The organism is Anabaenopsis sp. NIES-4685 (assembly GCF_059725405.1).
Window position 1 is genome coordinate 17,025 of the sequence record NZ_AP043602.1, and the last position, 23,675, is coordinate 40,699.

22 protein-coding genes and 2 pseudogenes are annotated in these 23,675 nt (G+C 42.4%); 10 read left to right on the plus strand and 14 right to left on the minus strand.

What is annotated here, in order from left to right; genetic code table 11:
• Positions 1-32 precede the first annotated feature (32 nt).
• Positions 33-1,472 carry a Fe-S cluster assembly protein SufB gene (gene sufB / locus AC6IZ0_RS00085; protein ID WP_271730657.1) on the minus strand — a complete coding sequence of 480 codons (1,440 nt, stop codon included), beginning with the start codon at positions 1,470-1,472 and terminating at the stop codon, positions 33-35.
• 271 nt (positions 1,473-1,743) lie between these two features.
• On the opposite strand from sufB, the gene sufR reads away from it, so the two are divergent.
• Together sufR and AC6IZ0_RS00095 are read left to right on the plus strand one after the other, a co-directional pair.
• Entirely contained in the window at positions 1,744-2,427 is a 684-nt protein-coding gene (sufR, locus tag AC6IZ0_RS00090; protein ID WP_271730658.1) for an iron-sulfur cluster biosynthesis transcriptional regulator SufR, read from the plus strand.
• Between the two features lie 38 nt (positions 2,428-2,465).
• Positions 2,466-2,726, plus strand: coding sequence for an NDH complex assembly factor CRR9 (locus tag AC6IZ0_RS00095; RefSeq protein ID WP_271730660.1), 261 nt, complete (start codon positions 2,466-2,468; stop codon positions 2,724-2,726).
• 78 nt (positions 2,727-2,804) lie between these two features.
• On the opposite strand, the pseudogene AC6IZ0_RS00100 reads toward AC6IZ0_RS00095, so the two are convergent.
• Together AC6IZ0_RS00100 and AC6IZ0_RS00105 are read right to left on the minus strand one after the other, a co-directional pair.
• Positions 2,805-3,426, minus strand: a pseudogene (locus AC6IZ0_RS00100) (hypothetical protein).
• 833 nt (positions 3,427-4,259) lie between these two features.
• Positions 4,260-4,592 (minus strand): YbjQ family protein, encoded by a 333-nt coding sequence (locus AC6IZ0_RS00105; RefSeq protein WP_271730662.1) that lies wholly within the window; start codon positions 4,590-4,592, stop codon positions 4,260-4,262.
• Positions 4,593-4,926: 334 nt separating this feature from the next.
• Here AC6IZ0_RS00105 and AC6IZ0_RS00110 point away from each other — a divergent pair, with 334 nt between their 5' ends.
• Complete coding sequence (locus AC6IZ0_RS00110) at positions 4,927-5,607, plus strand: tetratricopeptide repeat protein (protein ID WP_271730663.1); 681 nt, start codon at positions 4,927-4,929, stop codon at positions 5,605-5,607.
• Here AC6IZ0_RS00110 and AC6IZ0_RS00115 read toward each other — a convergent pair.
• The 3 genes from AC6IZ0_RS00115 to AC6IZ0_RS00125 all read right to left on the minus strand — a co-directional run bounded on the left by AC6IZ0_RS00115 (position 5,604) and on the right by AC6IZ0_RS00125 (position 8,676).
• Positions 5,604-7,286 (minus strand): NAD+ synthase, encoded by a 1,683-nt coding sequence (locus AC6IZ0_RS00115; protein WP_497726115.1) that lies wholly within the window; start codon positions 7,284-7,286, stop codon positions 5,604-5,606. The two genes, AC6IZ0_RS00110 and AC6IZ0_RS00115, sit on opposite strands and share 4 nt — an antisense overlap.
• Before the next feature lie 83 nt (positions 7,287-7,369).
• A complete protein-coding gene (locus AC6IZ0_RS00120) occupies positions 7,370-8,116 on the minus strand; it encodes an NUDIX hydrolase (protein ID WP_497724605.1) in 747 nt (248 codons plus the stop codon).
• Positions 8,077-8,676: a nicotinate-nucleotide adenylyltransferase gene (locus AC6IZ0_RS00125; protein WP_497724606.1), complete on the minus strand. Its 600-nt coding sequence runs from the start codon at positions 8,674-8,676 to the stop codon at positions 8,077-8,079. Before AC6IZ0_RS00125 ends, AC6IZ0_RS00120 begins: the two co-directional genes overlap by 40 nt.
• A gap of 463 nt (positions 8,677-9,139) precedes the next feature.
• Here AC6IZ0_RS00125 and AC6IZ0_RS00130 point away from each other — a divergent pair, with 463 nt between their 5' ends.
• The gene (locus AC6IZ0_RS00130) at positions 9,140-9,292 is read left to right on the plus strand and encodes a nicotinate phosphoribosyltransferase (RefSeq protein WP_497724607.1); all 153 of its coding nucleotides are present in this window, start codon (positions 9,140-9,142) and stop codon (positions 9,290-9,292) included.
• An 80-nt stretch (positions 9,293-9,372) separates the two neighbouring features.
• On the opposite strand, the gene AC6IZ0_RS00135 is transcribed toward AC6IZ0_RS00130, so the two are convergent.
• From AC6IZ0_RS00135 to AC6IZ0_RS00155, 5 genes and pseudogenes are all read right to left on the minus strand, one after another.
• Positions 9,373-10,881 (minus strand): UbiD family decarboxylase, encoded by a 1,509-nt coding sequence (locus tag AC6IZ0_RS00135; protein WP_497724608.1) that lies wholly within the window; start codon positions 10,879-10,881, stop codon positions 9,373-9,375.
• 361 nt (positions 10,882-11,242) lie between these two features.
• The gene (gene pstB, locus AC6IZ0_RS00140; protein ID WP_271730668.1) at positions 11,243-12,037 is read right to left on the minus strand and encodes a phosphate ABC transporter ATP-binding protein PstB; all 795 of its coding nucleotides are present in this window, start codon (positions 12,035-12,037) and stop codon (positions 11,243-11,245) included.
• Positions 12,031-12,954: a phosphate ABC transporter permease PstA gene (pstA, locus tag AC6IZ0_RS00145; RefSeq protein ID WP_497724610.1), complete on the minus strand. Its 924-nt coding sequence runs from the start codon at positions 12,952-12,954 to the stop codon at positions 12,031-12,033. The genes pstB and pstA overlap by 7 nt, the downstream gene beginning before the upstream one ends.
• A 1-nt stretch (position 12,955) precedes the next feature.
• A pseudogene (gene pstC / locus AC6IZ0_RS00150) lies at positions 12,956-13,871 on the minus strand (phosphate ABC transporter permease subunit PstC).
• 109 nt (positions 13,872-13,980) lie between these two features.
• Positions 13,981-14,991, minus strand: a complete 1,011-nt coding sequence (locus AC6IZ0_RS00155; RefSeq protein WP_271730671.1) for a PstS family phosphate ABC transporter substrate-binding protein — start codon at positions 14,989-14,991, stop codon at positions 13,981-13,983.
• 515 nt (positions 14,992-15,506) lie between these two features.
• On the opposite strand from AC6IZ0_RS00155, the gene AC6IZ0_RS00160 reads away from it, so the two are divergent.
• From AC6IZ0_RS00160 to AC6IZ0_RS00170, 3 genes are all read left to right on the plus strand, one after another.
• Positions 15,507-16,292 carry a phosphate ABC transporter ATP-binding protein gene (locus AC6IZ0_RS00160; RefSeq protein WP_497724612.1) on the plus strand — a complete coding sequence of 262 codons (786 nt, stop codon included), beginning with the start codon at positions 15,507-15,509 and terminating at the stop codon, positions 16,290-16,292.
• Positions 16,293-16,481: 189 nt separating this feature from the next.
• On the plus strand, positions 16,482-17,513 hold the full coding sequence (hppD, locus tag AC6IZ0_RS00165; RefSeq protein WP_497724614.1) for a 4-hydroxyphenylpyruvate dioxygenase: 1,032 nt from the start codon (positions 16,482-16,484) through the stop codon (positions 17,511-17,513).
• Between the two features lie 39 nt (positions 17,514-17,552).
• A complete protein-coding gene (locus AC6IZ0_RS00170; RefSeq protein ID WP_271730674.1) occupies positions 17,553-18,254 on the plus strand; it encodes an HAD family hydrolase in 702 nt (233 codons plus the stop codon).
• A 106-nt stretch (positions 18,255-18,360) separates the two neighbouring features.
• On the opposite strand, the gene AC6IZ0_RS00175 is transcribed toward AC6IZ0_RS00170, so the two are convergent.
• Positions 18,361-18,987 carry a CPP1-like family protein gene (locus AC6IZ0_RS00175; protein WP_271730675.1) on the minus strand — a complete coding sequence of 209 codons (627 nt, stop codon included), beginning with the start codon at positions 18,985-18,987 and terminating at the stop codon, positions 18,361-18,363.
• A gap of 696 nt (positions 18,988-19,683) precedes the next feature.
• Between AC6IZ0_RS00175 and AC6IZ0_RS00180 the strand changes: the two genes are divergently transcribed.
• Positions 19,684-20,403, plus strand: a complete 720-nt coding sequence (locus AC6IZ0_RS00180) for a response regulator transcription factor (RefSeq protein WP_271730676.1) — start codon at positions 19,684-19,686, stop codon at positions 20,401-20,403.
• A 424-nt stretch (positions 20,404-20,827) separates the two neighbouring features.
• On the opposite strand, the gene AC6IZ0_RS00185 is transcribed toward AC6IZ0_RS00180, so the two are convergent.
• A complete protein-coding gene (locus AC6IZ0_RS00185; protein ID WP_497724616.1) occupies positions 20,828-21,046 on the minus strand; it encodes a DUF2811 domain-containing protein in 219 nt (72 codons plus the stop codon).
• A gap of 341 nt (positions 21,047-21,387) precedes the next feature.
• Between AC6IZ0_RS00185 and AC6IZ0_RS00190 the strand changes: the two genes are divergently transcribed.
• Entirely contained in the window at positions 21,388-21,519 is a 132-nt protein-coding gene (locus AC6IZ0_RS00190; RefSeq protein WP_271730678.1) for a hypothetical protein, read from the plus strand.
• Between the two features lies 1 nt (position 21,520).
• On the opposite strand, the gene hisIE is transcribed toward AC6IZ0_RS00190, so the two are convergent.
• On the minus strand, positions 21,521-22,171 hold the full coding sequence (gene hisIE / locus AC6IZ0_RS00195) for a bifunctional phosphoribosyl-AMP cyclohydrolase/phosphoribosyl-ATP diphosphatase HisIE (RefSeq protein WP_271730679.1): 651 nt from the start codon (positions 22,169-22,171) through the stop codon (positions 21,521-21,523).
• Between the two features lie 176 nt (positions 22,172-22,347).
• Between hisIE and hemL the strand changes: the two genes are divergently transcribed.
• Complete coding sequence (gene hemL / locus AC6IZ0_RS00200) at positions 22,348-23,646, plus strand: glutamate-1-semialdehyde 2,1-aminomutase (protein WP_271730680.1); 1,299 nt, start codon at positions 22,348-22,350, stop codon at positions 23,644-23,646.
• Positions 23,647-23,675: the final 29 nt, after the last annotated feature.

The window sequence follows — 23,675 nt, forward strand, 5'->3', positions numbered from 1 at the left end:
GAAAAATAAAAAGCCTAGCCCTTGGTTGACAATTATCCAACACTACCTTCTAACTTGAGACTCAGAAGCTTGTCCGCTTCCACAGCAAACTCCATAGGTAGCTGATTAAACACATCCTTACAGAAGCCGCTAATCATCATAGAAATAGCATCCTCTGGGGAAATACCTCTCTGAGCGAAGTAAAACAGTTGGTCTTCGCCAATCTTAGAAGTAGAGGCTTCATGCTCTACTTTTCCAGTATTATTTTGTACTTGGATATAAGGGAAAGTATTGGCATGGGCATTATCGCCAATCAGCATAGAATCGCACTGAGAATAATTTCTCGCGCCTTGAGCTGTGGGATTGACTTTCACTAAACCGCGATAACTGTTACTGGAGTTACCCGCTGAAATTCCCTTAGAAATAATCGTGCTGCGAGTATTTTTACCCACATGAATCATTTTGGTTCCGGTGTCAGCTTGCTGCATATTATTGGTCAGCGCCACCGAGTAAAACTCACCCACGGAGTTATCACCCACTAACACACAGCTAGGGTACTTCCAAGTAATAGCCGAACCTGTTTCTACTTGAGTCCAGGAAATTTTAGAATTGACACCTTGACACAAACCGCGTTTGGTGACAAAATTATAGATTCCACCTTTACCATTTTCGTCCCCGGCGTACCAGTTTTGGACAGTGGAGTATTTAATTTCGGCGTTGTCCAGGGCGACTAGTTCCACTACAGCGGCGTGTAGTTGGTTGCTGTCATACATAGGTGCGGTACAACCTTCTAGGTAGGAAACATAGCTACCTTCTTCGGCTACAATCAAAGTCCGTTCAAATTGTCCTGTATCACCAGAGTTGATGCGGAAATATGTAGACAATTCCATGGGGCATTTTACGCCTTTAGGAATATAGACAAAAGAACCATCACTAAATACAGCACCATTCAAAGCTGCAAAGTAATTATCCGCCGCGGGAACAACGCTACCCAGGTACTTCCGCACAAGTTCGGGGTGTTCTTGTAGGGCTTCGGAAATTGAGCAGAAGATAACCCCATCTTCGGCTAGTTTTTCTTTAAAGGTCGTAGCCACCGAAACGCTATCAAAAATCGCATCAACGGCGACATTGGCGAGGCGCTTTTGTTCCGATAGGGAAATACCCAATTTTTCAAAGGTTTCTAGTAGGGTGGGGTCTACTTCATCCAAGCTGTTGAGCTTGGCTTTGGCTTTTTTGGGGGCGGAGTAGTAGATAATATTCTGATAGTCGATGGGCGGGTACTTGACGCTAGGCCAAGTTGGTTCCGTCATTTTTTGCCACTGGCGATAACATCTGAGCCGAAAATCTAACATGAACTGTGGTTCGTTCTTCTTGGCGGAGATCAAGCGAACAACGTCCTCGTTTAGTCCCCGGGGGATAGTGTCGGCTTCAATATCGGTGATAAAGCCGTACTTGTAGGGTTGGTTGACTAAGGTTTTGACAGTGGCACTCATCGGTATAAATCTCTTGTGTTCAGAACTGCAATTGTGGAATCTGTTTACTGATATCTCTTTAAGGATGGCAGAGGGGCTATGGTGTGCGCCTATTATCCGCTGGTGTGACCGAGTGGTTACACATCTGTTAGAATAGTAATTGGGGAGTAAAACAACTTGCGGGTTGTTTAATTTATTTTCATTTTACGCTAAATTAACAACAAGAATGTTGTTAAAGTCAAATTTTCTAAAAAAATTTTTGGGGACGTTCGCGCAGCGTCTTGTAGGGAAAATGGAGATTACTCACCAAACCTCGACAAAGCAAGATATTCTCGAGTATCTGCTTAAACGCTCACAAGCAACTGCTTTTGAGTTGGCGGAAGTTTTAGATGTCAGCAAGCAAGCCATCCGTCGTCACCTGAAGGATTTGGAGACGGAGGAGCTAGTTCTGTATACATCTGTACAAGTAGGGATGGGGCGGCCGCAACATATCTATAAATTAAGCCCTCGGGGACGCGATCGCCTACAAAGAAGTTTGAGCACTCACCAAGCCGACCGCTACGGCGAGTTTGCGGTGTCACTGCTGGACACTTTAGCGGAAACTGTAGGCCGTGAACAAGTTAGCTCGATTTTACAGAAACAGTGGGAGAGGAAAGCCCAAGAATACCGCGATCGCGTCGGTAAGGGTTCACTCCAAGAGCGTGTAGCTAATTTAGTCAATGTCAGAAAGGCTGAAGGATTCATGGCTGAGTATCACTGTGTGGAATCCTCCCATGGTGATAGCTTTATCTTCATGGAACATAATTGTGCCATTTCTAATGTTGCCGAGTCTTTCCCTAGCATCTGCGGTCATGAATTAGAAATGTTTGCGGCGGTGTTACCAGATTGTCACGTAGAGCGAACCCATTGGATTATCAATGGTGAACATCGTTGCGGGTATTTAGTGCAAGGGCGACCAGAACAAACAGATGAGTAAGTAGTAATAATTTTGACTTACATTCAACAACTAAATATATGGATATACTACCACAGCAACCTTCAGCACAATTTCTCACCTTAGAAGAGTCGGCACAAGTTGATAGCGCCTTGTTGTCTTCTTCGGAAAAGTTTCTCACCAGACTAACAATTTCATCCCTCAAACTTTTACAGCATATAGCCCAAGAATACGGTGTTGCTATAGAAGACCTAAGCACCCAGCAGCTGATTACTTGGTTTGAAAAGGATGCCAAAATTAAGCGAGAGCAGGGAATTGAAGCTTCATATTTGAAGTGGTAAAAATTCCACACCGCAATAAAAAGCACCTTCAAAAAGGTACTTTTAGCGATGAACTTTATGTAATTTTAAGTACCACATTTAAGTCCGATAATTGTTAGTTCTAGGACTGCGAGCGCCCACAACAGCCCCCATAAGAGCCGCAGCTAAACTTAACAGGGAGCCCAACACAAACCACCACAAAGCTCTAGAAGTAGCCCCAGCAATTTGGCGGAGCTTGTTCAGCAGTTAGAGCCGTTTCCGGTGGGGGTGTGCCTAGTTCAGGTGCTGGTACTACTGCAATATTGGGAGCCACCACGCCAAAAGTACCCCATACTCCGGTTGCTAATAGCCAAGAACTCAGGGCGATAGTAGTAGCCCAGAGAATTGCGCCGTTGAGCAGGGCTGTATTTCGATTCATGGGGCCACAAGTACGAGTTGTCACCCAACCACCAATGAATAAGGAGATTAACAAAGCTAGGGTTGACCAAACTCCCACATTAGCAGCAACATCAGGGGCTATAGTCCTGGGGGCTCCCGAACCGGCAATGCTACCTGCGCCGATAGCGCCAAATAAGGAACTCAAGATTAATTGAGTAGCTAGGGCTACCAATACACCGGCAATGATTGGTCCCCAACGCACCCGGTCATGATATTCAGCGACTCTAGCTCCTAGTTGTGGTTCATTAATAACTTCATCGCCTACACGATTTATGTATGACATAGTTAATTTTCTCCATTGCTTTGTCAGCAAAGTTTTTCTCAAGTATATTCATTTTTTTGAGTCATGCTTATGCTTTAAATTAAATTCCTAGCTTTGATTTTTAATATCTATCAACAGCATGACTTAATTACTCTATCTTCAGTAGGATGAAATGCAATTAATTAATAAATTAATAGCTAATCCATCGATTCTTAATGTCTTGATTGTTTGAGGTTATGTGAGGAGCGAGCAACAAGATTTTTTCTCGCCCTCCTTAATAAGGAGAAATAGGGAGAGGGTGGGCGTGAGAGGATGTTTGTCAAGTCATGATTAGTGTATCAACTATTGTTTGACCCCACCCCCTTCCTTACAAGGGTAGGTTTTTAATATGATCTGTGAAAGGCAAGACTACCGAAGACAAGGAAGGAAAGTGGACAAGGAAGATTTTATACGGACAATGGTCTTTTAATGGGCTATTTTTCTTACTAAGAATACAGACTTTGTACTGTTTTTCTCCCTGGTCACCTTGTCCACCTTGTCCACCAAGTCTTGTCCTTGTAAGGGGAGGGGACTGGATTTTATTGTTTTGGTGTGTTCGGTGTGTTACCCATTCCTCATTCCCTGTTACCCATTCCTCATTCCCTGTTACCCATTCCTCATTCCCTGTTCCCTGTTCCCTGTTCCCTGTTCCCTAAGATAAAAATTACCTGTTGAAAACTTATCAAACATCCTCTGAGGTTTCATAGGACTTTCTCCAAGAAATCAGATGCGGCCTTTTAGTCATGCTCACAACAATGGGTAATCTCATCTGTTGTGATTACCCATTAGCCACCGGACAAAAGACTATTAACAAGCTAACGTATTTTCACAGCCGTACCTGTGGCGGTAATTAGCAACATCACCCCGGTCTGTTCAACATTGATATTGATGGTACCAGTATGAAATTGAATACCAATTACAGCATCTGCACCTAAAGCATGTGCACGTTTTTCTAATTCTTCTATGGCTTTGCGTTGTCCCTGCTCAAATAGTCGCTCATAACTAGCAGTACGCCCACCGATAATATCTCGAATGCTGGCAAAAAAATCGCGGATGAAATTACTCCCGTACACAACTTCCGCGGTGACAATCCCTAAATATGATTCAATAATGGCACCTTGAATCACATCAGTTGTAGTGAGAATCATAAATTAACCCCGTAATAGCAGATTAGTCTTTGGCGGGTGTATGTCGTGTATTGTCCGTCATTTATACCCTTAGTTATTCTATTATTGGTAATAAAAAACTTATATTTACGATGAGAAAAACTCATTAAACTAGGCGTTTTGTCCAAATACTTGATTGATAGGATATAGTGAATACTATATATTGAATATCAACTCAGGCTGTCTTGTCCTGTAAAAAAGTATCTGAATTAACCAGATATTTAAATTTGGCCAGAGTAAATAAATGTGGTTTTCAAAAATGATAATTTTTGTTTTAATGTACAAAAACCTCCCCTATAATTGACGGAATTTTACTATGTACAAGCCCATTTCACTTGTAGTTAGTATTCTATGCTTAGGACTGACTACCGTTAGCATACCCTCCATGGCTCAGAGCCAAATACTGATGGCGCAAACCAATAACTCCCAAGTCAGGAGACTGTTTGAGGAAGGGCAGAAACTGGTAAGAGACCAGGACTATAATGGGGCGATCGCCATTTATCAACAAGCGGCTCAGATAGAACCAAAGAATGCCAGAATTCATTCTGGGATAGGCTACCTGTATGCTAAACAAGGAAAATTTCCAGAAGCCCTAGCCTCCTATCGTCGAGCGATCGCTATTAACCCGAATAATAGCGATTTTCATTACGCCATGGGTTACATTAAAGTTAACTTGAATGACATTAATGGGGCGAAAGAGTCTTACCGTCGTGCTATCCAACTCAACCGTAACCATTTAAATGCCTACTTGGGATTAGGTTTCACCCAATCTCGTCTGGGAGACTTTACTGCTGCTAATTGGGCTTACGAAGAAGCAATTAAACTAGACCCCAATAATCCCCAAACTTATGAGTTGATGGCTAAGATGTATCAACAGCGAAGAAATACAGCCCGCGCCAACCAATTACTACAGACAGCCCGTAACTTGTATCAACGGCGCAATGACACGGCTGGAGTTGATAGGATTAATGGGATGTTGAGAGACCTAGGGGGTTAATTAACAACTTTTTCGACAGCACCCCAGTTACTAGCAATTGGCATTCGCCAACCAGTACCAAAGGCACGATCTGTAATTTTTAATCCTGGGGGTGCTTGTCTGCGTTTAAATTCAGCACGGGCGACCATTTGAATGACTCGATTGACAATGAACCGGTCATGACCTGCGGCGACAATTTGGGCTGCTGATTGGTGGTTATGGATGAAGCGTTGTAAGATGTCATCTAAAATCTCGTAGGGGGGTAGAGAATCTTGATCAACTTGTCCGGGTTTGAGTTCAGCACTGGGTGGTTTGATGAGAATATTGTGGGGAATAATGTCGCCATTACTATTTAACCAGTGGCACAGTGAATAAACACGGGTTTTGGGAACATCAGCAATTACAGCCAAACCACCATTCATATCACCGTAAAGGGTGCAATAACCCACTGCCATTTCTGACTTGTTGCCGGTAGATAATAAGAGATAACCGAACTTGTTAGCGATCGCCATCAATAAATTACCACGAATCCGGGATTGGATATTTTCCTCAGCAATGCCAAATTCAGTACCAGCGAACAAATCAGCCAAGGTGTGATCGAACCCTGACATTAATTCCCCTATTTTTAAGATAGTAGTTTGAATACCCAAATTTTCCCCTAATGCCAAAGCATCAGTTACAGAATGCTCTGAACTGTAAGGAGAAGGCATCAGTACACCGATGACATTTTCTTTACCGACGGCTGCGGCGGCGATGGCGGCGACTAATGCTGAATCAATTCCCCCACTGAGACCCAGCAAAACTTTAGAAAAATGACACTTTTGGGCGTAATCTCGCACTCCCAACACCAAGGCGTGCCAAATTTCTTCCTCTTCTGACTGATATACCGGTGCCACAGAACTCAATTGTAAATCTCCCCGGGCTTGATCAAATTCAACTATGACCAAATCAGTGGCAAAACCACGAGCACGACAGACAATTTCACCCTGACGATTTAAACCAAAACTACGTCCATCAAAAATTAAATCATCATTTCCCCCGACTTGATTGGTATAAATCATTGGTTGTGAAAAACGTACCGCACTATGATTGAGCATAGATTCTCGATACTGCTGTTTACCGACACTATAGGGTGAAGCTGACAAATTGACAATCAAATCTACACGCAAAATCGCTAAATCAGCAATAGGATTAACAGCATAATTACGTTTTCCTAAAAAGTCTTCATCGTTCCATAAATCTTCACAAATAGTTACACCAATATCAAGATTATCTAGTGTGAAATAATTAGCTTGTAGCCCTGGTTCAAAATAGCGGTTTTCATCAAAGACATCATAGGTCGGTAAAAGTCGCTTATGAAAAACTTGTTTTACTTTCCCTTCTGTCAACAAAGCGATGCTATTAAATAAACTTTTTCCCCCAGTGCTATCAGCTTTTAAATTGGGGGAAACAGTTCCTACCAATACAGATAAATTGGGCGGTAAATCTGTAGCTAGCTGTTGTAATGTCATCCCCATAGCGGTGACAAAACTAGGATTTAGTAATAAATCTCGCGGGGGATAGCCACACAAGGAAAGTTCTGGGGTTAATAATAAACGCGCACCTTGATTGGCTGCTTTTTGGGCTGCTTCGAGAATTTTCTGAGCATTAGTGGACAAATCACCAATAGTAGGATTTAGTTGAGCGATCGCAATTTTCATGGTTAATATATAGCAATTTTTTCCTGTGTGAGGTACACCATATAACGAATTACTCACGGATGCACAAAGATGAGGATAAGCTATTAAATAAAGACTAAAGGTTTATCTTTAAAAGGAGCAAACGCCTCTGCATCAAATTTATATAAACTAGCCGGACGACCAGCACCCCGTGATACTTTAATTCCCGTATCGGATAAAAAACCTAACTTGAGTAAACGCGCCCGAAAGTTAGAATAGTCGGCGAAATTGTCCCCTAAAACTGTGGTGTATAATTGATACAAATCATTTAAGGTGAAGCTGGCGGGTAGAATGTCAAAAGCTACGGGACTATACTCTAACTTATTTCTTAAGCGTCTGTGTCCATAAGCCAAGACTTGATTATGATCAAAGGCTAATTGCGGTACTTCTTTGACTGGATACCAAGCAATTCCAGTCACTTGCTCTGCAATTAGTTCTGCTTCTTCAAACCTGACTAGAGCAAAGTAACTCACGGATAGATAACGTACACCATAACCATTAGTAGTTTCTCTAGGGTCGCGATTTGGTCCGCCAAAGGTGTATAACTGCTCTAAATAGAGATTATTTACTCTAATTTTCTCTGCCATAATCCGATAAGCAGCATCTTCTAAGGATTCTCCTTTACGTACTAAAGTACCCGGAAGACTCCAGGAATTTAAACATGGTTCTTGCTGTCGCATGACTAAAAGCACTAGCAGCCGATTTTGAGCGGTATCTACAGAAAAAATGACGTTATCAACACCAACTTTAAAATCAGCCCAAGGTTGTTGATTTAGCAGACTTGGTATCTTTCTGTGGTTGCGTCCTGGCATTTGTACAAATGCTGTTGATGAATATAAGCGATAATTGGGGGAGTCAGGGCTTGAGTATCTCCATGTTCACGATAGGCGGTGGAGGAAACATCTATACCGGTTAAGCTAGCGATCGCAATTTGACCGCCTAGATTTTTCACCGGTTCCAAGCTATACTTATCTATGGCATATCCTGGTCGAGCCACAATTAATAGTTCTACTTGCTGCAACAAATTTTGAATACGATACCAACGCGGCAACTGATGTAATAAATCGGAACCAATCACCAATGTAAACTCAGTATCATCACCCCAGCGAACCTGGGCTTTTTCCACAGTTTCCAGAGTTCTAAAGCTACTCAAATCCTGTTCTAAAGTAATATTGCTGCGTGGGGTATCGATATCCGCAATCAACAATTGCAGCATTGTTGCTCGATGTTCCAAAGGTGTTTGATGAGACTTAAAAGGATTATCAGCAGCCCAAACCGCCACCCAATCATAAACCTCACACAACCACCTCAGAATCTTTTGATGTCCAGCTGTCGGCGGATCCGCACTAGTACCAAACAAAGCAATTTTCATATTTTACCTTTGGGTAATTTACCTATCATTTGCGTTTAAATAGCAATAATTCATACATGATAATTTGATAATCTTCGGGATCACTTGCCATGCCAGAGTATTTTTACCACATTTTAACCCTTTATAGTAGATTTTACCATATATAATATCAAATCAGCCCAGCATAAAGTTATATGAGTCCTCTAAACATAAATTTAACCATGGGTATTATTTGATAAATTGCCATTATTTAACTTATTTTAATAGTAATTTATACCAATATTTACTGCTAATTTTTGAGCAAGGTTTTGTGAAAAATCTCAAATATCAACATAAGTAAAACTTAACCAAAATATAAACTGTTGCAAAGATAACTAAATAAAGATTACACATATTTATAATATGTTGCAATTTTAATGTTGTGGACAACATCAGTACTAAAGTAGATAAATCAAAACCAACGCGACTCAGCAAGGAGTCTCATATGGCGATTTCAAACAGATTAGCTAGCATCATGCAGTATGTTTCTGAAGCCGTAATGCGGATTTTTACACCTACTGAGGATGCTTATCCGGTGATTGGTGTACAGCCATTTACAGGGGAACCCTATAGACGTAGAACAGCCAACAGTTGGTAGTTCTGGAAATTCCACACAAATGAATCAAGCAGACAATCCTGATCTCCCCCTCCTCCCTAGGGAAGAGGGGCTACTACTTTTTACCGCATATCGTAGCCGAACAAATTGGGATCTACCTCCCCTAACTTTAAATTCGCTAAACCATACTCAGCCCAGCGTCTATCTACCATCGCTGCTATATTGGGGTCTGACTCCAGAGGTGCGCCCCATTCGTGGTCTGTTTCGGGTGGTATTTTCGTAGTCGCATCAATACCCATGCGTCCACCTAAACCAATTTTCTCACTAGCAAAATCTAAGGTATCAAAGGGTGTATTAGGCAAAATAAATACATCCCTAGAGGGATCAACTTTGGAACTGATAGCCCATACTACTTGACGCGGATCACGAATATTGATATCTTTATCCACCACAATCACAAATTTAGTATAAGTAAATTGGGGTAAGGCACTCCAAAACGCCAAAGCAGCCCGTCGCGCCTGTCCTGGATATGCTTTATCAATGGAAATAATCGCAGCTTTGTAACTTAAGGCTTCCATTGGTAAGAAGAAATCCACAATTTCCGAGACTTGTTGCCGCAAAATAGGAGTGTAAATCCGATTCAGGGCGATCGCCATCATCGCCTCTTCCTTGGGGGGACGACCGCTAAAAGTGGTTAAATAAATGGGGTCTTTGCGGTGGGTCATACATTGGAAGCGCACCAACGGAGAATCTTCCACACCACCGTAGTAACCCATATGGTCGCCAAAGGGGCCATCTGGTAATACTTCCCCTGGTGTAATTGTCCCTTCCAAGACAAATTCTGAATCTGCGGGAACTTCTAAATCTACAGTTTTACATTTTGCTAGGTTGACACCGGAACCGCCATAGAGTCCTGCAAACAACCATTCTGATAGATCTACAGGAATGGGTGTTGCCGCAGCCATAATGATTAAAGGATCTACACCCAGAGCGATCGCCACTTCTAACTTTTTACCACATTCAGCAGCCTTGCGTAAATGTCTAGCCCCACCCCGCACAGATAACCAGTGAACAGTCATCGTATTTCGAGATTGCAGTTGCAAGCGATACACACCTACATTGGGCGTACCCGTTTCACAGTCCTTGGTAATTACTAATCCCAGAGTGATAATCTTACCGGCATCGCCTACATACGGACGTATTAAGGGTAACTTATTTAAATCTAAATCATCACCTTGGACTACCACTTGTTGACAAGGTGGGAAAAAGTCTCGTCCTGGTTTAGCCTTCACTACATCAAACAGCACCTTCCCAAAGTCTATAGCTTGGGAAATCTTTTTTGGTGGTTTTGGTTGTTGCAGCATACCCAGCTTTTTACCCAGAGTTTCCAACTCTTCTGGATGCTGCATATTCATTGCCCAGCATATCCTTTGCACAGTTCCCATCAAATTAACCGCCACCGGGAACGATGCGCCTTTAACGTTCTCAAATAGTAACCCTGCTTGACCTTTTTGTAGCATCCGGTTGGAAATTTCTGCAATTTCTAATTCTGGGTCAACTAAAGCGGAAATTCTCTTTAATTGTCCTCTTTCTTCCAGAATTTTGATGAATCCCCGTAAGTCTCTGGCCATGGTTATAATAAAGGTGAATAGGAAGAAAACATATGTAATATGTTTTCTTAATATTAATTCATGATTAGCTTTAACTAAGCTGGCAAAGTCATCTTGCAAACCGTCAAAAAATGGGTAAATAAGCCAAAAATACCCACCTACTACAATAATTTCCCCTTGATATCTAAGTTTAACGGTAAATTAACCCAGTAGTGAACTTTTCTTAACCCCAAACTAGTTGGGGTCAAGTTATTTTAATCCAGTATAGGGAATCAGCACTACCCTAATCAAACATGGCGATGATATATGTACTTAGCTAGCAGCAGGTAGCCAGCTACCTGCTAGCTTTGTTTTTTGCCACTAAAATTGTGGAAACAAAAGATTATCCAAAACGACCACTAACATAATCTGCCGTTTTTGCCTCAGAAGGGTGATGAAAAATGACCTCTGTCTGATCAAACTCCACCAGTTCGCCCAAATACATAAATGCCGTATAGTCAGATAAACGAGTTGCTTGCTGCATATTATGGGTGACAATCAAAATCGTCACTGTTGTTTTCAGTTTAGTAATTAACTCTTCAATGCTGGCAGTAGCTATGGGGTCTAGGGCAGATGTTGGTTCATCAAATAGTACCATTTCCGGTTCAGTAGCCAAAGCCCGGGCGATACAGAGCCTTTGCTGTTGACCACCAGAAAGGTTAAAAGCTAAATCACTCAGACGGTCTTTGACTTCATCCCACAAAGCCGCACTTTGCAAAGCTGTTTCTACTTTCTCATCAATAATGTCACGTCTAGTTTCACCCCGTACCCTCAAACCATAAGCCACATTTTCATAAATAGACTTAGGAAAAGGATTAGGTCTTTGAAACACCATACTAATCCGCATTCGCACTTCAATGGGGTCAACTTTACGACTTAGCAGGTTGACCCCATCTGGTTCTAGAGTGATTTCTCCTCCATAGCGATTACCCGGATAGAGGTCATGCATCCGGTTGAAACAACGTAGTAGGGTAGTTTTACCACATCCAGATGGTCCAATCAATGCCGTAACCTGCTTCTCAGCCACTGGCATATTAATGTTCTTCAGAGCATGGACTGTACCAGCATAGTAAAAATTAAGACTATTAACCGCCGCCTTTAAGGGCTTGTTCAGTTTGGAATATCCTGTTTCTACCATTTGATTTTACTGCGTAAACGATAACGGAAATAAATTGCTACAGCATTCATGGACAAAGTAATCACAATCAGAACAATACCCGCTGCCGCAGCGTTCACCTGAAAGCTAGTTTGGGGACGAGATACCCAAGAAAACATTTGAATTGGCAGCACAGTAAAAGGAGCAGATAACCAAGCAAATGAAATGAAGGGAAAATCACTCGTGATTGGGGGGTCAGGTAAGAAGGCAATAAATGTCAAAGCCCCAATAGTAATTAAAGGCGCAGTCTCACCAATAGCCCGCGCCAAGGCCACAATCACACCAGTCAGAATTGTTCCTGTGGAGTAGGGCAAAACGTGATCCCAGATTACCTGCCACTTAGAAGCCCCGGTTGCATAAGCAGCCTCGCGAATACTATTAGGAATAGCACGGATAGCCTCACGAGTAGCAACAATTACTATAGGTAAAACTAGTAGCGCCAAAGTTAACCCGGCAGTAATGACACTTTCACCCAGGTTCAATCCATAAACAAACACACCCAAAGCTAAAAGCCCATAAATAATCGAAGGAACGCCCGCCAAGTTAGTAACATTAATTTCGATTAAATCAGATATCCAATTTTTGCGGGCATATTCTTCTAGGTAAATTCCCGATGCCACGCCAATGGGTACTGCAGAGGATGCCGTGACTAACATCACCAGTATAGTACCTACCCAGGCAGAGAGAATACCAGCCTCTCCTGGTCTGCGACTGGGAAAAGAAGTGAAAAACTGCCAGGAAAGCCGGGGTAACCCATCGTGCAACAAATCCAAAAATAGCGCCAACAAGGTGATGATGGCAACCAGCATTGATAACAGGCTGATGATCCCAAAAATATATTCTGAGCGCTTGTTATTGCTAATGGCCTTCCGGGCTTCCTGAAGCTTGAGATTTGTCATATCAATAAATCTCCCGGTAGCGCTTACTCAGAAAATGACCAATAATGTTGAAAACCAAAGTCATCAACACCAAAGCCAGTCCCACAGCGAAGATTGTTTGGTATTCTAAGCTATTGTGGGGTAAGTCACCGAGACTGACGGATACTATGTAGGCGGTCATAGTGGCGGCTGGCTCCATGGGATTAAGGGTAAAGTTGGGTTGTCCCCCCGCGGCAATAGCTACTACCATGGTTTCCCCCGCAGCCCGGGAAACTCCTAAAATATAGGCAGCTGATATCCCGGAAATTGAGGCGGGTATGACAACTCTTAAAGCTGTTTGTAAGCGAGTAGCCCCTGTTGCATAGGAACCTTCTCGCAGATATGCCGGTACTGCACGCATGGCATCTTCACTTAAAGAACTGACATAGGGAATAATCATAATCCCTATGACTAACCCCGCACTGAGCATATTAAAACCAGGTAAGTCTGGTAAAATTTGCTGCAAGAGGGGTGTGACAAATAACAATGCAAAATAACCGTATACTACTGTTGGAATACCAGCTAGTAATTCTAAGGTTGGCTTAACGACCTCCCGGACTACAGGGGGAGCAAATTCACTCAAGTAAATAGCAATAATTGTACCTAGGGGTACTGCTACTGATAAAGCAACTAATGTAGTGACTAAAGTTCCGGAAACTAAAGGGCCAAATTCCAAAATTTTTCTTTTCAAACAGGGGTGTCCACTGGGTGGAGGTGATAAATTCCCACAAAGACACCTGTTGAAAAAAAAGTGCAGATTCATAAAGTAGAACACCAATAATTGCCACCGTGGTGGCCACAGAAGACATGGCAGCTAAAAATAACACCGCCTCAATCCCCCGTTCCCGTAAATCTCGCACTAACTTGGGAGAAAACTCAATTCCTTGGACAATCTTCATTTTGGAAATATCTAAACAGCCGTGATGAGCAATTCCAATATCCAAAGAGAAGTACCACCAGTAAATCTCTTTGGTAAGTTGACAAAATCTTCAAAATCCAGCCCCGAAATTAGTCTTTTGCTTGACGTGCTAACACATCGGCAATTTTTACACCAACAGCTTCTTTACCACCAAATACAGTACCAAATCTCTTGGTGTTAACGTGCCTCTGGGCGGTAGTATAAGCTGAAGCAGGTAGACCAACGTATCCTACTTCTCTGCTGAGTTTGGCTCCATTTGTTAGGTAAAAATCAACAAACTGCTTGACTTCTGGCTTGTCAATGGACTTAGAACTTACGTAAATAAAAATGGGGCGAGACAAGGGGTTATATGTGCCGTTTTCTACTGTCTGTACTGAAGGGGCTACACCATTAATAGATACTGCTTTGAGCTTATCTGTGTTTTCTGAATAATAGGCGAAACCAAAGTAGCCCAAGGCATTTCTGTCGCGAGCAACACCCTGTACCAAGACATTATCATCTTCGCTGGCAGTAAAATCACCACGGCTAGACTTGGATTTACCTACAATAGCTTCGGTGAAATAGTCAAAAGTACCAGAGTCAGCACCAGGTCCAAACAGCTTTAATGATGCGTTAGGGAAACCTGCTCGCACTTGATTCCAGTTATTTACCTTTCCTTGGGCTGCGGGTTCCCAGATTTTCTTCAGTTCCGCAACTGTCAGGTTATTTACCCAGTTATTTTGCCTGCTAACTACTACGGTTAAGGCATCATAGGCCACTGGTAGCTCAAGGTAGCGAATACCGGCAGCTTTACATTGGTCTATTTCTTTTTGTAAGATGGGACGGGAAGCACCAGAAATGTCTGTTTCTCCACGACAAAACTTTTTAAACCCACCACCTGTACCGGACACACCAACGGTTACTCGCACCCCTCTTTGAGCTTTTTGAAATTCTTCTGCTACGGCTTCAGTAACCGGAAAAACTGTACTAGAACCATCGATTTGCACAGTTTTGACACTTTGAGATTGCACCGCAGAAATCGAGAACCCTAGGGTGGTGGCTATCATGGAAACCAGACCCAGTGCTGTCAAGCTATGAAGCTTCAAGTTCATTTTATTCATTCCCAAACTCCTAATTTTTTGTAGATTTAGCCTTCGCCTCATCGCCTTCAAGAGACGATGCTGTGATTGGGTGAAGAACTTAGTGAATATAAAATCTATCCACTGCTAAGAAGGTTGACATAAGCAGTTCATCCTTAAGTTAATTTTTGGTTAATAATAATTTAATATCGAGTGTTAACCGAGTATTCTTTTTTTACTTGTGATAAAATTTAGAACGTAGGGTTGACAAACTTATCATTTAATGAATATGGGAGTGAATAATAGGAATAGCTATGTCTGGGTCAAGTTATATCCAGAAATTAATCATCTTCATTGCAGTCAATTAAGTAATGCAAAAATTTATGTGCTGTCAAGTAAACTTTAATTACGTGATATATTTCGCGTAATTTTTACATTTACTAGTAGGCAATTAGGCACTACAAAAACTCCATATTGATTGCACAAATCACGAAAGATTACTAATTACTTTTCAGGTTTTGTTTAGTCAATATTTATTGCCCCAGCGTTTTTTGAGTATGAATCAACTAATTTCCGCCATTAAAGTGAAAAATCTCAGCTTTTATTACAATACTCAAAAGATATTTCAAAATGTTTCCATGGATATTTATCAGGGCAAAGTAACTGCAATTATTGGACCTAGTGGTTGTGGAAAGTCTACTTTTGTGAAATGCCTCAATCGCATGATTGAATTAGAAGGGAAAGTACGAGTTGAGGGAGGGGTAGAATTTTTTAATCAAAATATATATGAGCGTCGTGTTAACTTAACTCGGCTCCGTCGTCAAGTGAGTATAGTACTCCCTAAGCCAAATCTTTTTCCCATGAGTGTTTATGATAATGTCGCTTATGGGGTAAAAATACTGGGTTGGCATCCGAAAGCAGAATTAGACAGGATTGTAGAATCTGCCATTAAAGATGCTGATCTCTGGGAGGAAGTGAAAAATAAATTACATAAGTCGGCTTTAGACCTTTCTGGGGGTCAACAACAACGACTCTGTATTGCTCGTGCTTTGGCAGTGAAGCCACAAGTTATCCTCATGGATGAGCCTTGTTTTGCTCTTGATCCTATTGCTAGGATCAAAGTTGAGAGCTTAATCCAACGTTTGCGTTTGCGTTCAGAATTAACAATGGTCATTATTAGTCACAACTTGCAGCAGGTGCACCGCCTATCTGATTTCACTGCTTTATTTTATACTAATGAAAATCGTATTGGTGAAATGATTGAATTTGGTACCACAAATAAAATCTTTACTAATCCCCTTGATTCTCGGACTCGCGACTATATTTCTTACCACCTTAATTGAGCTATTTTACTTTGTGCAATTGCAAATGAATCAATTTATCTTGGGTTTGGTCTTTCCACTCAACCTACAAATATTATAAGTGTTTAACCGAAGAACATAATATATGATGAATGAGGAAAGAATGGATAATCTAGCAAAAAAGACAAAAATTACAGATAGGTAAGCTGTTGTGCTGGATTATCAGGATTTATGAAGATCGATCACGTTCATTTCTATGTAGAAGATGCCAAAGTCTGGCGGGATTGGTTTGTAAACCACCTGGGGTTTACGGCAGTAGGTAGTCATCTTAGTTCGGTTCATACTTGTACGGAATTTGTGAGCAACGGTGTCGTTGACTTTTGGCTGTCATCAGCGTTATTACATACAAGTCCAGTAGCGGATTTTCTACGCAAACACCCACCAGGGGTAGCAGATGTGGCTTTTGCTGTGGAAGATGTGGCTTGTGCGATCGCACAAGCTCAAACATACGGGGCTACAGTCATTCAACCCATCCACTCACGCCGGGTTGCCGGTGTTTGGCGTCAGTGTGGCACAATTGCTGCCTCGGGTGGGTTAACTCATACGTTGATTTCAACCTCACCGGGTCATGCACAGCAAACAACAGATCATACTTTTACTGCCATAGATCATATAGTTTTGAATGTGGCAGTGGGTGAATTGGAATCCGCGGTCGCTTGGTACGAAAAAGTTCTCGATTTTCAACCCCAGCAAAGCTTTAAAATTCAAACCGAGCGTTCTGCTTTATATAGCCAAGTCATGGTTTCCCGTAATGGTAGGGTACAATTACCGATTAATGAACCAGCTTCTAGCAATTCCCAAATTCAAGAGTTTCTCGATGTTAATCGCGGATCTGGAGTTCAACACATCGCTTTGGCGACACCTAATTTGATCAGTACCATTACTCAATTGCGCGCCCGTGGTCTATCTTTACTGTCGGTTCCCCAAACCTATTATTCACAAGTCCAACAGCGTCGGGGATGTCCTCTGTCTAGGGTAGAACTTGAGGCCATTGCCGAGCAAGAAATTTTAGTGGATTGGCCAGAAGATTCCCAAGATGCAGTACTGCTACAAATCTTTACTCAGCCTATTTTTGCACAACCCACTTTTTTCTTTGAGTTTATTGAACGCCGTTATCAGGCTCAAGGTTTTGGGGAAGGTAATTTTCGGGCTTTGTTTGAGGCTATTGAAGGCGAACAAATCAAACGCGGCAGCTTGCAATAATTAATGAGATAATGTCATAAAAATTAACATTTTTTGCCAATGCTAAGATTAATTACTGACTTCGACGGCCCGATTATGGATGTCTCTGAACGGTATTACCGTGTTTATCAATTTTGTTTGGAGAAGATCCGATATCCCCAACAATCTGTACAAGAACTTTCCCGGGCAGAATTTTGGCAGCTCAAGCGATCGCGTGTCCCTGAAAAACAAATTGCTTTAAAATGTGGTTTAGATGACACCCAAGCCCAAGAATTTGCCCATTTACGGCGCAAAACCGTACACACAGACAGTTATTTTCAGTATGACAGCCTGATTCCAGGGGCTGTAGACACACTGTTAAAAATTCAACAGGCTGGAATTGATTTGGCGGTGATGACCATGCGTCGAGTCAGGGAACTAGATTATGCTCTGCAAAAATATGAATTAGGTAATTTCTTCCCAGAAAATCGCCGTTATTGCTTGAGCAACGACTATGTTAAAACTAGTGACGTTGAAGATAAACCCTTGTTGATGGAACGAGCATTAGCGGAACTGCCTCCCGCCTGTGATACTTGGATGGTTGGGGATACAGAAGCAGATATTGCGGCGGCGAAGAAATACGGTATTAAGGTGATAGCTGTGGAGTCTGGGATTCGCGATCGCACTCAATTAGAAATTTACCAGCCAGATGTAATTGTTGAGGATTTGAGAACAGCTGTCAAACTTATCCTCGAATCTAGGTTGGCAGAAATTGGGTCATAGTAACTTATCTTAAGAATATGCTAATTAACAATTCCCCCACCAAGCAGGCAGCTGGGTGGGAGATTCCTGTTTCAGCGGTCACCATGATCACTATAAATGTGTGATTTTAACGCAGAAAACTGGTAATTAGCCATAACAAGATAAATGTCAACACTGTAGAGAACTGGTCAGAGCTGATCTGTGCCAAGTTTATCTGCGGCAGGAGCCAGTTAGCAATTAGCCCACCAGCGATTAAACCGACAATTAAACCCACCAAAGTCAATAAAACTGCCCTACCAAACTTGTCTTCCTTGCGTTTGAGGAAGTAAATACTGACTCCTACACCTAAGACCAAAGCCAATTGTAAAACCTGACCGCCTGGGGATGGAGTCAACACACTCATGGAACTTAAACCCAAATACCAAGCTCCGGGTAAGAGTATATCTCTAGGCGAGGGTTGATCTCGCATTCGTTGCAGCCATGCTGGAGACTGCTGCGGAGGGTTGGGAGTTTCTTTTGCAGGGGATTGCACCCGCAATTCTGGAAACCTGATTCGTTCGGGTACCTTAATTTTACCTTCTTGGCGCATCCGGAGGCGATCCATTAGAATCGCATCGTAAGCCACTTCAATGAGTTCTATACTCTTGGCATCGCCATTGTATTGCTCCAATTGGCGATTACGAGCATCCTGAATTTCATCGAAGCTAGCATCTTCCGATACCCCAAGTTTCTCGTAGGGATTTTGATCGCTCATGGGAGTTTATACTTTCTTTAGCCTTAGTCAGGGGCAGTGTTTGAGTGTTTGGAAAAACAACTTTAGGTTTTATCTTGAGCCCAACCAACGTATGAACCCATTTCTAGACCCTACAAGGTATAGTAGCATGGGTTAGTTGGGGTAAGTGGAAATTTGTAACTACATTAACTTTAACATATTGCTCATTGCTCTTACACAGTTTCTCACCGCGTCCCTTTGGTAAATGACTTCTTTACTCTATAATTTTAAATAGAGGTGCTACCAACGCATTTTTTAGAAAAAAATTAAGTTTTATGTATCTAAATTTCGCAATTTAGAGCATCTCGGAGCAATTTTTAGTACTTAGCCTCACAATAGCTTGTGGTATGTATCCGCATATAGATTTAGAATTGAAAAGTTTTAAATCCCCACTCAATTGGGAAAGCAAACTCTACCAGGTAAAGGAACTGCTATGGCGGACATTGAGAACAACGGTCTGGTACACATGAATCTTGATAATTAGAATACAGGTATTCAAAATCCTCTTAGTTTGATTTTCCCTCAATTCTGATGACACAATTATTTTATTTTGGATAATCAGGAAATGCATTCCTTAGCTCTGTAGAGTCTTAAATAACCCCTAAAGTGGAAACTGCGTTTTTTACGCAATCCCCCCGTCTGTGTTAATCTTAGGAATTTTTGTGCAAAGTGATGGTCATGGCTCCCGCCAAGATTCTTGTAGTTGATGATGACCCTGCGGTCAGAAATTTAATCCAACGCTTTTTGATTAAGCAGACCTATCAGGTGGAGGCGGCTGAGGATGGTAAAACAGCCTTAACGCTATTTGAGCAATTTAACCCAGATTTGGTAATTTTAGATGTGAATTTGCCAGATGTCATCGGGTTTAACCTCTGCCAAGAAATGCAAAGTCGTAGCGGTGTTTTCGTTTTGATGCTGACTAGTCGCGCCGACGAAGCCGACAAAATTCGCGGCTTTTCCAAAGGTGCTGATGACTATCTCACTAAGCCATTTGGACTCGGAGAGTTAGAAGTCAGAGTAGCCGCAATTTTGAGACGCCAGCGGATTGTGACTACTGCTGAACAAAAACGTCTAGTATTTGAAAAGTTAATGATTGATCCGGCACGACGCGAAGTCGCATTCAACAACCAAGCAATACCCTTAACTGCTCTTGAATTTGACTTGTTGCATTTTTTAGCTAGCCATCCCGGTAGAGTCTGGCGACGTGCAGAACTGATTCAAGAGGTCTGGGATTATGAATATGTTGGCGACCAGAGAGTTGTGGATGTACACATTGGTCAAATTCGCAAGAAAATTGAAATCGATGCTAGTCAACCAGCACTCATTCAAACTGTACGCGGCGTTGGGTATAAGTTTGAATGTCCCACTCATTCCCCCCAGTGGGAACCTCATTCCTGAGTCCATACTATTGAGCGTTAACTCTTGATTAAGTAACTAAGTAGGTAGCTACGCATAAACTTTATTCTGTCACTCTTGCCATTACTTGCTAAGTTTTAGTGCTAATGACTAACTCGTAGATTTTCCCACCTACCTACTGAAGCTACAAATATTGAGCCGATCTAGGCCCATCCTATCCCTTCCCAGTTGTATTCAACATCCATAGCGACAACAACAGCACACTATTAAAGCCTTTTTCAGGCTCATGAAGTACACACCAATTCCCTGTTCCCTGTTCCCTGTTCCCTCAAACTAAAAAAATTTGTACCTCACGAGCATGGGAAATGCTATATATCGAATTTTCTCAAGATAGTTAGAAAGATTTTTGCCCAGTCACTTACCAGTACTTTAGTGTTTCTGGTTAATTGCTGCTGGGCATTTGTATTTAGCAGTTATGGAACAATGTTTCTAAATATACACGTGCAGCGCGGCGATGGCGCTCGCGCCCTCCGGGGACATCGCTTTCGCCATTTTGCAGTAAAAACAGAGACAAAGCAGCCGTCAGGACTCTTTTTTCATCCCAATCTGGGTGGGTTTCTAAGTAATTTTTAAGGGATTCATGTAGTGATTCGGGAATTTCCGTCAAGATACTAACTGCGTTCATGAGTTTTTCCTTCTCTGAAATCAATCAAGAGAGACAAGTTGCTACATAGTTCTGTCTTCACCTGACAATCTACACCAACGTCTAAGGTGATTTTTCCTGTCAATGGTGGAACAAACTATAAAAGCCAGTCGCATCATTGTGCGCTAACAGGGGGTGGGTTTGTCAATGCTGCGAAATGTTACATCCCATGGGATATAAAACAAATGTTGACGTAATAATAAGGCTTTTGGGTCTTTTTTTGTTACTTAACTTCACAAAAACTCAGTAACCTAGACATCTAGGGATTGGGATCAAACAATCCCCAGTAAAACTGTAAGTGCCTATTAATTGGTCAAACACCTGTGGAAAAGTACCAAAATACCTGTGGAAAGCCTGTGGAATTAGTGAGGAAAATTTTCGGTAATGATAAGAATTACAAAATATTGGTAATTGGGAACTCTCATCTGTCTCCGGCGGCTTTGACCAATGCCTGAGCTAGCGGCGACGTTCTTGTAACTTGCGATATACTGATTTTAAATCCACTTGATGATGAGCTAAGGCCACTAGGGTATGGTAAAGTAAATCTGCAACCTCCCCGGCGATCGCATCCTCCTCATCATCCTTAAAGGCCATCACCACCTCGGCGCTTTCCTCACCAATCTTTTTTAAGATTTTATTGTCCCCACCGGCCAATAACTTACAGGTGTAAGAAGTTTCCACTGGGTGGTCACGGCGATCGCAAATTACCTGAAATAATTGGGACAAAGTATCCCCTGGTGGTAGAGCCACTCTTCCTTCCACCTGATGAAAACAGCTACGCTCCCCAGTGTGACAAGCAATATCCCCCAACTGTTCTACCCCAAGGAGTAAGGCATCACTATCACAGTCATAACGGACGCTTTGCACCTTCTGAATATGTCCAGAAGTTGCGCCCTTATGCCATAACTCCTGGCGGGAACGACTCCAAAACCAAGTTTCCCCGGTTTCCAAAGTCTTTTGTAAAGACTCCCGACTCATCCACGCCATCATCAAAACAGTGCCATCCAAGTAATCTTGGATAATTGCCGGTACTAGACCGCGTTCATCGTAGGAAATCTGATCAACCGGGATAGAGAGGGGTAGTGAATCCGGATCATGAGAAAACATCACAATTTTAACTCTGTTCTGTGTATTTTAATGGAAAATATACAATACCATTGATATGATTGGTGGAAAAATGATTCAGCTTAAACAAAAACATTCCTATCTGGAGCAGACTGCATCTTGACAGCAGTTCAGGGTGCTTTGATGTGATAATTATTTTCAAAATTTAGGAGATAGCCTTGGTAAATACCACGATTAAAACCACAAAATCACAAGAAATCTTTGCTGCTGCTCAAAACTTGATGCCGGGAGGAGTGAGTTCTCCAGTTCGCGCCTTCAAATCTGTAGGTGGACAACCCATAGTTTTTGACCGTGTGAAAGACGCGTATATCTGGGATGTAGATGGCAACCAATATATTGATTATGTAGGTACTTGGGGGCCAGCTATATGTGGTCATGCCCATCCAGAAGTAATTGCAGCCCTCCATGAGGCCTTAGAAAAAGGTACTAGCTTCGGCGCACCCTCAGTACTAGAAAATGTACTGGCAGAAATGGTCATTGATGCGGTTCCTAGCATCGAAATGGTGAGATTTGTCAATTCCGGCACTGAAGCCTGTATGGCAGTACTGCGGCTCATGCGGGCTTTTACCAGCCGGGAGAAAATCATCAAGTTCGAGGGCTGCTACCACGGTCACGCCGATATGTTTCTAGTCAAGGCTGGTTCTGGTGTAGCCACACTGGGGTTACCCGATTCCCCCGGAGTACCCAAATCAGCCACCATGAACACCCTCACAGCGCCTTATAACGACTTAGAAGCAGTCAAAGCCTTGTTTGCAGAAAACCCCGACGAAATTGCTGGGGTGATTTTAGAGCCAGTAGTCGGCAACGCCGGGTTTATTACTCCCGATGCTGGGTTTCTAGAAGGTTTAAGAGAAATCACCAGGGATCATGGGGCATTACTGGTATTTGACGAAGTAATGACAGGGTTTCGTATTGCCTACGGTGGCGCTCAGGAGAAATTTGGTGTCACACCAGATTTAACTACATTGGGTAAGGTGATTGGTGGAGGCTTACCCGTGGGAGCCTACGGCGGTCGCCGGGACATCATGTCAATGATAGCCCCAGCAGGTCCGGTGTATCAGGCGGGAACTTTATCTGGTAATCCTTTAGCAATGACTGCTGGGATTAAGACCTTAGAACTGCTGCAAAGACCTGGTACTTATGAGTATCTAGATAAAATTACTCAGAAGTTAGCAGATGGGTTGCTGCAAATTGCTCAAGAAACTGGTCACCCTGCTTGTGGTGGTCATATTAGCGCTATGTTTGGCTTATTCTTCACCTCTGGACCAGTTCATAACTATGAAGATGCCAAAAAGTCTGATATGGCTAAATTTGGTCGCTTCCATCGCGGGATGTTAGAGCGCGGTATTTATTTAGCACCTTCTCAGTTTGAGGCTGGTTTTACCTGTTTGGCGCACAGTGAAGCAGATATTGACCAGACTTTAGCAGCTGCTAGAGAAGTGCTGTCTAGTCTTTAAACTCCGCTCGGTTTCTCAACTGACGCTAT

Bases quoted from the DNA above. Each gene is read 5' to 3' on its own strand.
- AC6IZ0_RS00135 (WP_497724608.1), bottom strand. From the start codon at position 10,881: ATGGCCAGAGACTTACGGGGATTCATCAAAATTCTGGAAGAAAGAGGA.
- sufB (WP_271730657.1), bottom strand. From the start codon at position 1,472: ATGAGTGCCACTGTCAAAACCTTAGTCAACCAACCCTACAAGTACGGC.
- AC6IZ0_RS00095 (WP_271730660.1), top strand. From the start codon at position 2,466: ATGGATATACTACCACAGCAACCTTCAGCACAATTTCTCACCTTAGAA.
- AC6IZ0_RS00155 (WP_271730671.1), bottom strand. From the start codon at position 14,991: ATGAATAAAATGAACTTGAAGCTTCATAGCTTGACAGCACTGGGTCTG.
- AC6IZ0_RS00175 (WP_271730675.1), bottom strand. From the start codon at position 18,987: ATGAGCGATCAAAATCCCTACGAGAAACTTGGGGTATCGGAAGATGCT.
- pstB (WP_271730668.1), bottom strand. From the start codon at position 12,037: ATGGTAGAAACAGGATATTCCAAACTGAACAAGCCCTTAAAGGCGGCG.
- AC6IZ0_RS00115 (WP_497726115.1), bottom strand. From the start codon at position 7,286: ATGAAAATTGCGATCGCTCAACTAAATCCTACTATTGGTGATTTGTCC.
- AC6IZ0_RS00125 (WP_497724606.1), bottom strand. From the start codon at position 8,676: ATGAAAATTGCTTTGTTTGGTACTAGTGCGGATCCGCCGACAGCTGGA.
- AC6IZ0_RS00130 (WP_497724607.1), top strand. From the start codon at position 9,140: ATGGCGATTTCAAACAGATTAGCTAGCATCATGCAGTATGTTTCTGAA.
- AC6IZ0_RS00120 (WP_497724605.1), bottom strand. From the start codon at position 8,116: ATGCCAGGACGCAACCACAGAAAGATACCAAGTCTGCTAAATCAACAA.
- hppD (WP_497724614.1), top strand. From the start codon at position 16,482: ATGAAGATCGATCACGTTCATTTCTATGTAGAAGATGCCAAAGTCTGG.
- AC6IZ0_RS00185 (WP_497724616.1), bottom strand. From the start codon at position 21,046: ATGAACGCAGTTAGTATCTTGACGGAAATTCCCGAATCACTACATGAA.
- sufR (WP_271730658.1), top strand. From the start codon at position 1,744: ATGGAGATTACTCACCAAACCTCGACAAAGCAAGATATTCTCGAGTAT.
- AC6IZ0_RS00110 (WP_271730663.1), top strand. From the start codon at position 4,927: ATGTACAAGCCCATTTCACTTGTAGTTAGTATTCTATGCTTAGGACTG.
- AC6IZ0_RS00160 (WP_497724612.1), top strand. From the start codon at position 15,507: ATGAATCAACTAATTTCCGCCATTAAAGTGAAAAATCTCAGCTTTTAT.
- pstA (WP_497724610.1), bottom strand. From the start codon at position 12,954: ATGACAAATCTCAAGCTTCAGGAAGCCCGGAAGGCCATTAGCAATAAC.
- AC6IZ0_RS00170 (WP_271730674.1), top strand. From the start codon at position 17,553: ATGCTAAGATTAATTACTGACTTCGACGGCCCGATTATGGATGTCTCT.
- AC6IZ0_RS00105 (WP_271730662.1), bottom strand. From the start codon at position 4,592: ATGATTCTCACTACAACTGATGTGATTCAAGGTGCCATTATTGAATCA.
- hisIE (WP_271730679.1), bottom strand. From the start codon at position 22,171: ATGTTTTCTCATGATCCGGATTCACTACCCCTCTCTATCCCGGTTGAT.
- AC6IZ0_RS00180 (WP_271730676.1), top strand. From the start codon at position 19,684: ATGGCTCCCGCCAAGATTCTTGTAGTTGATGATGACCCTGCGGTCAGA.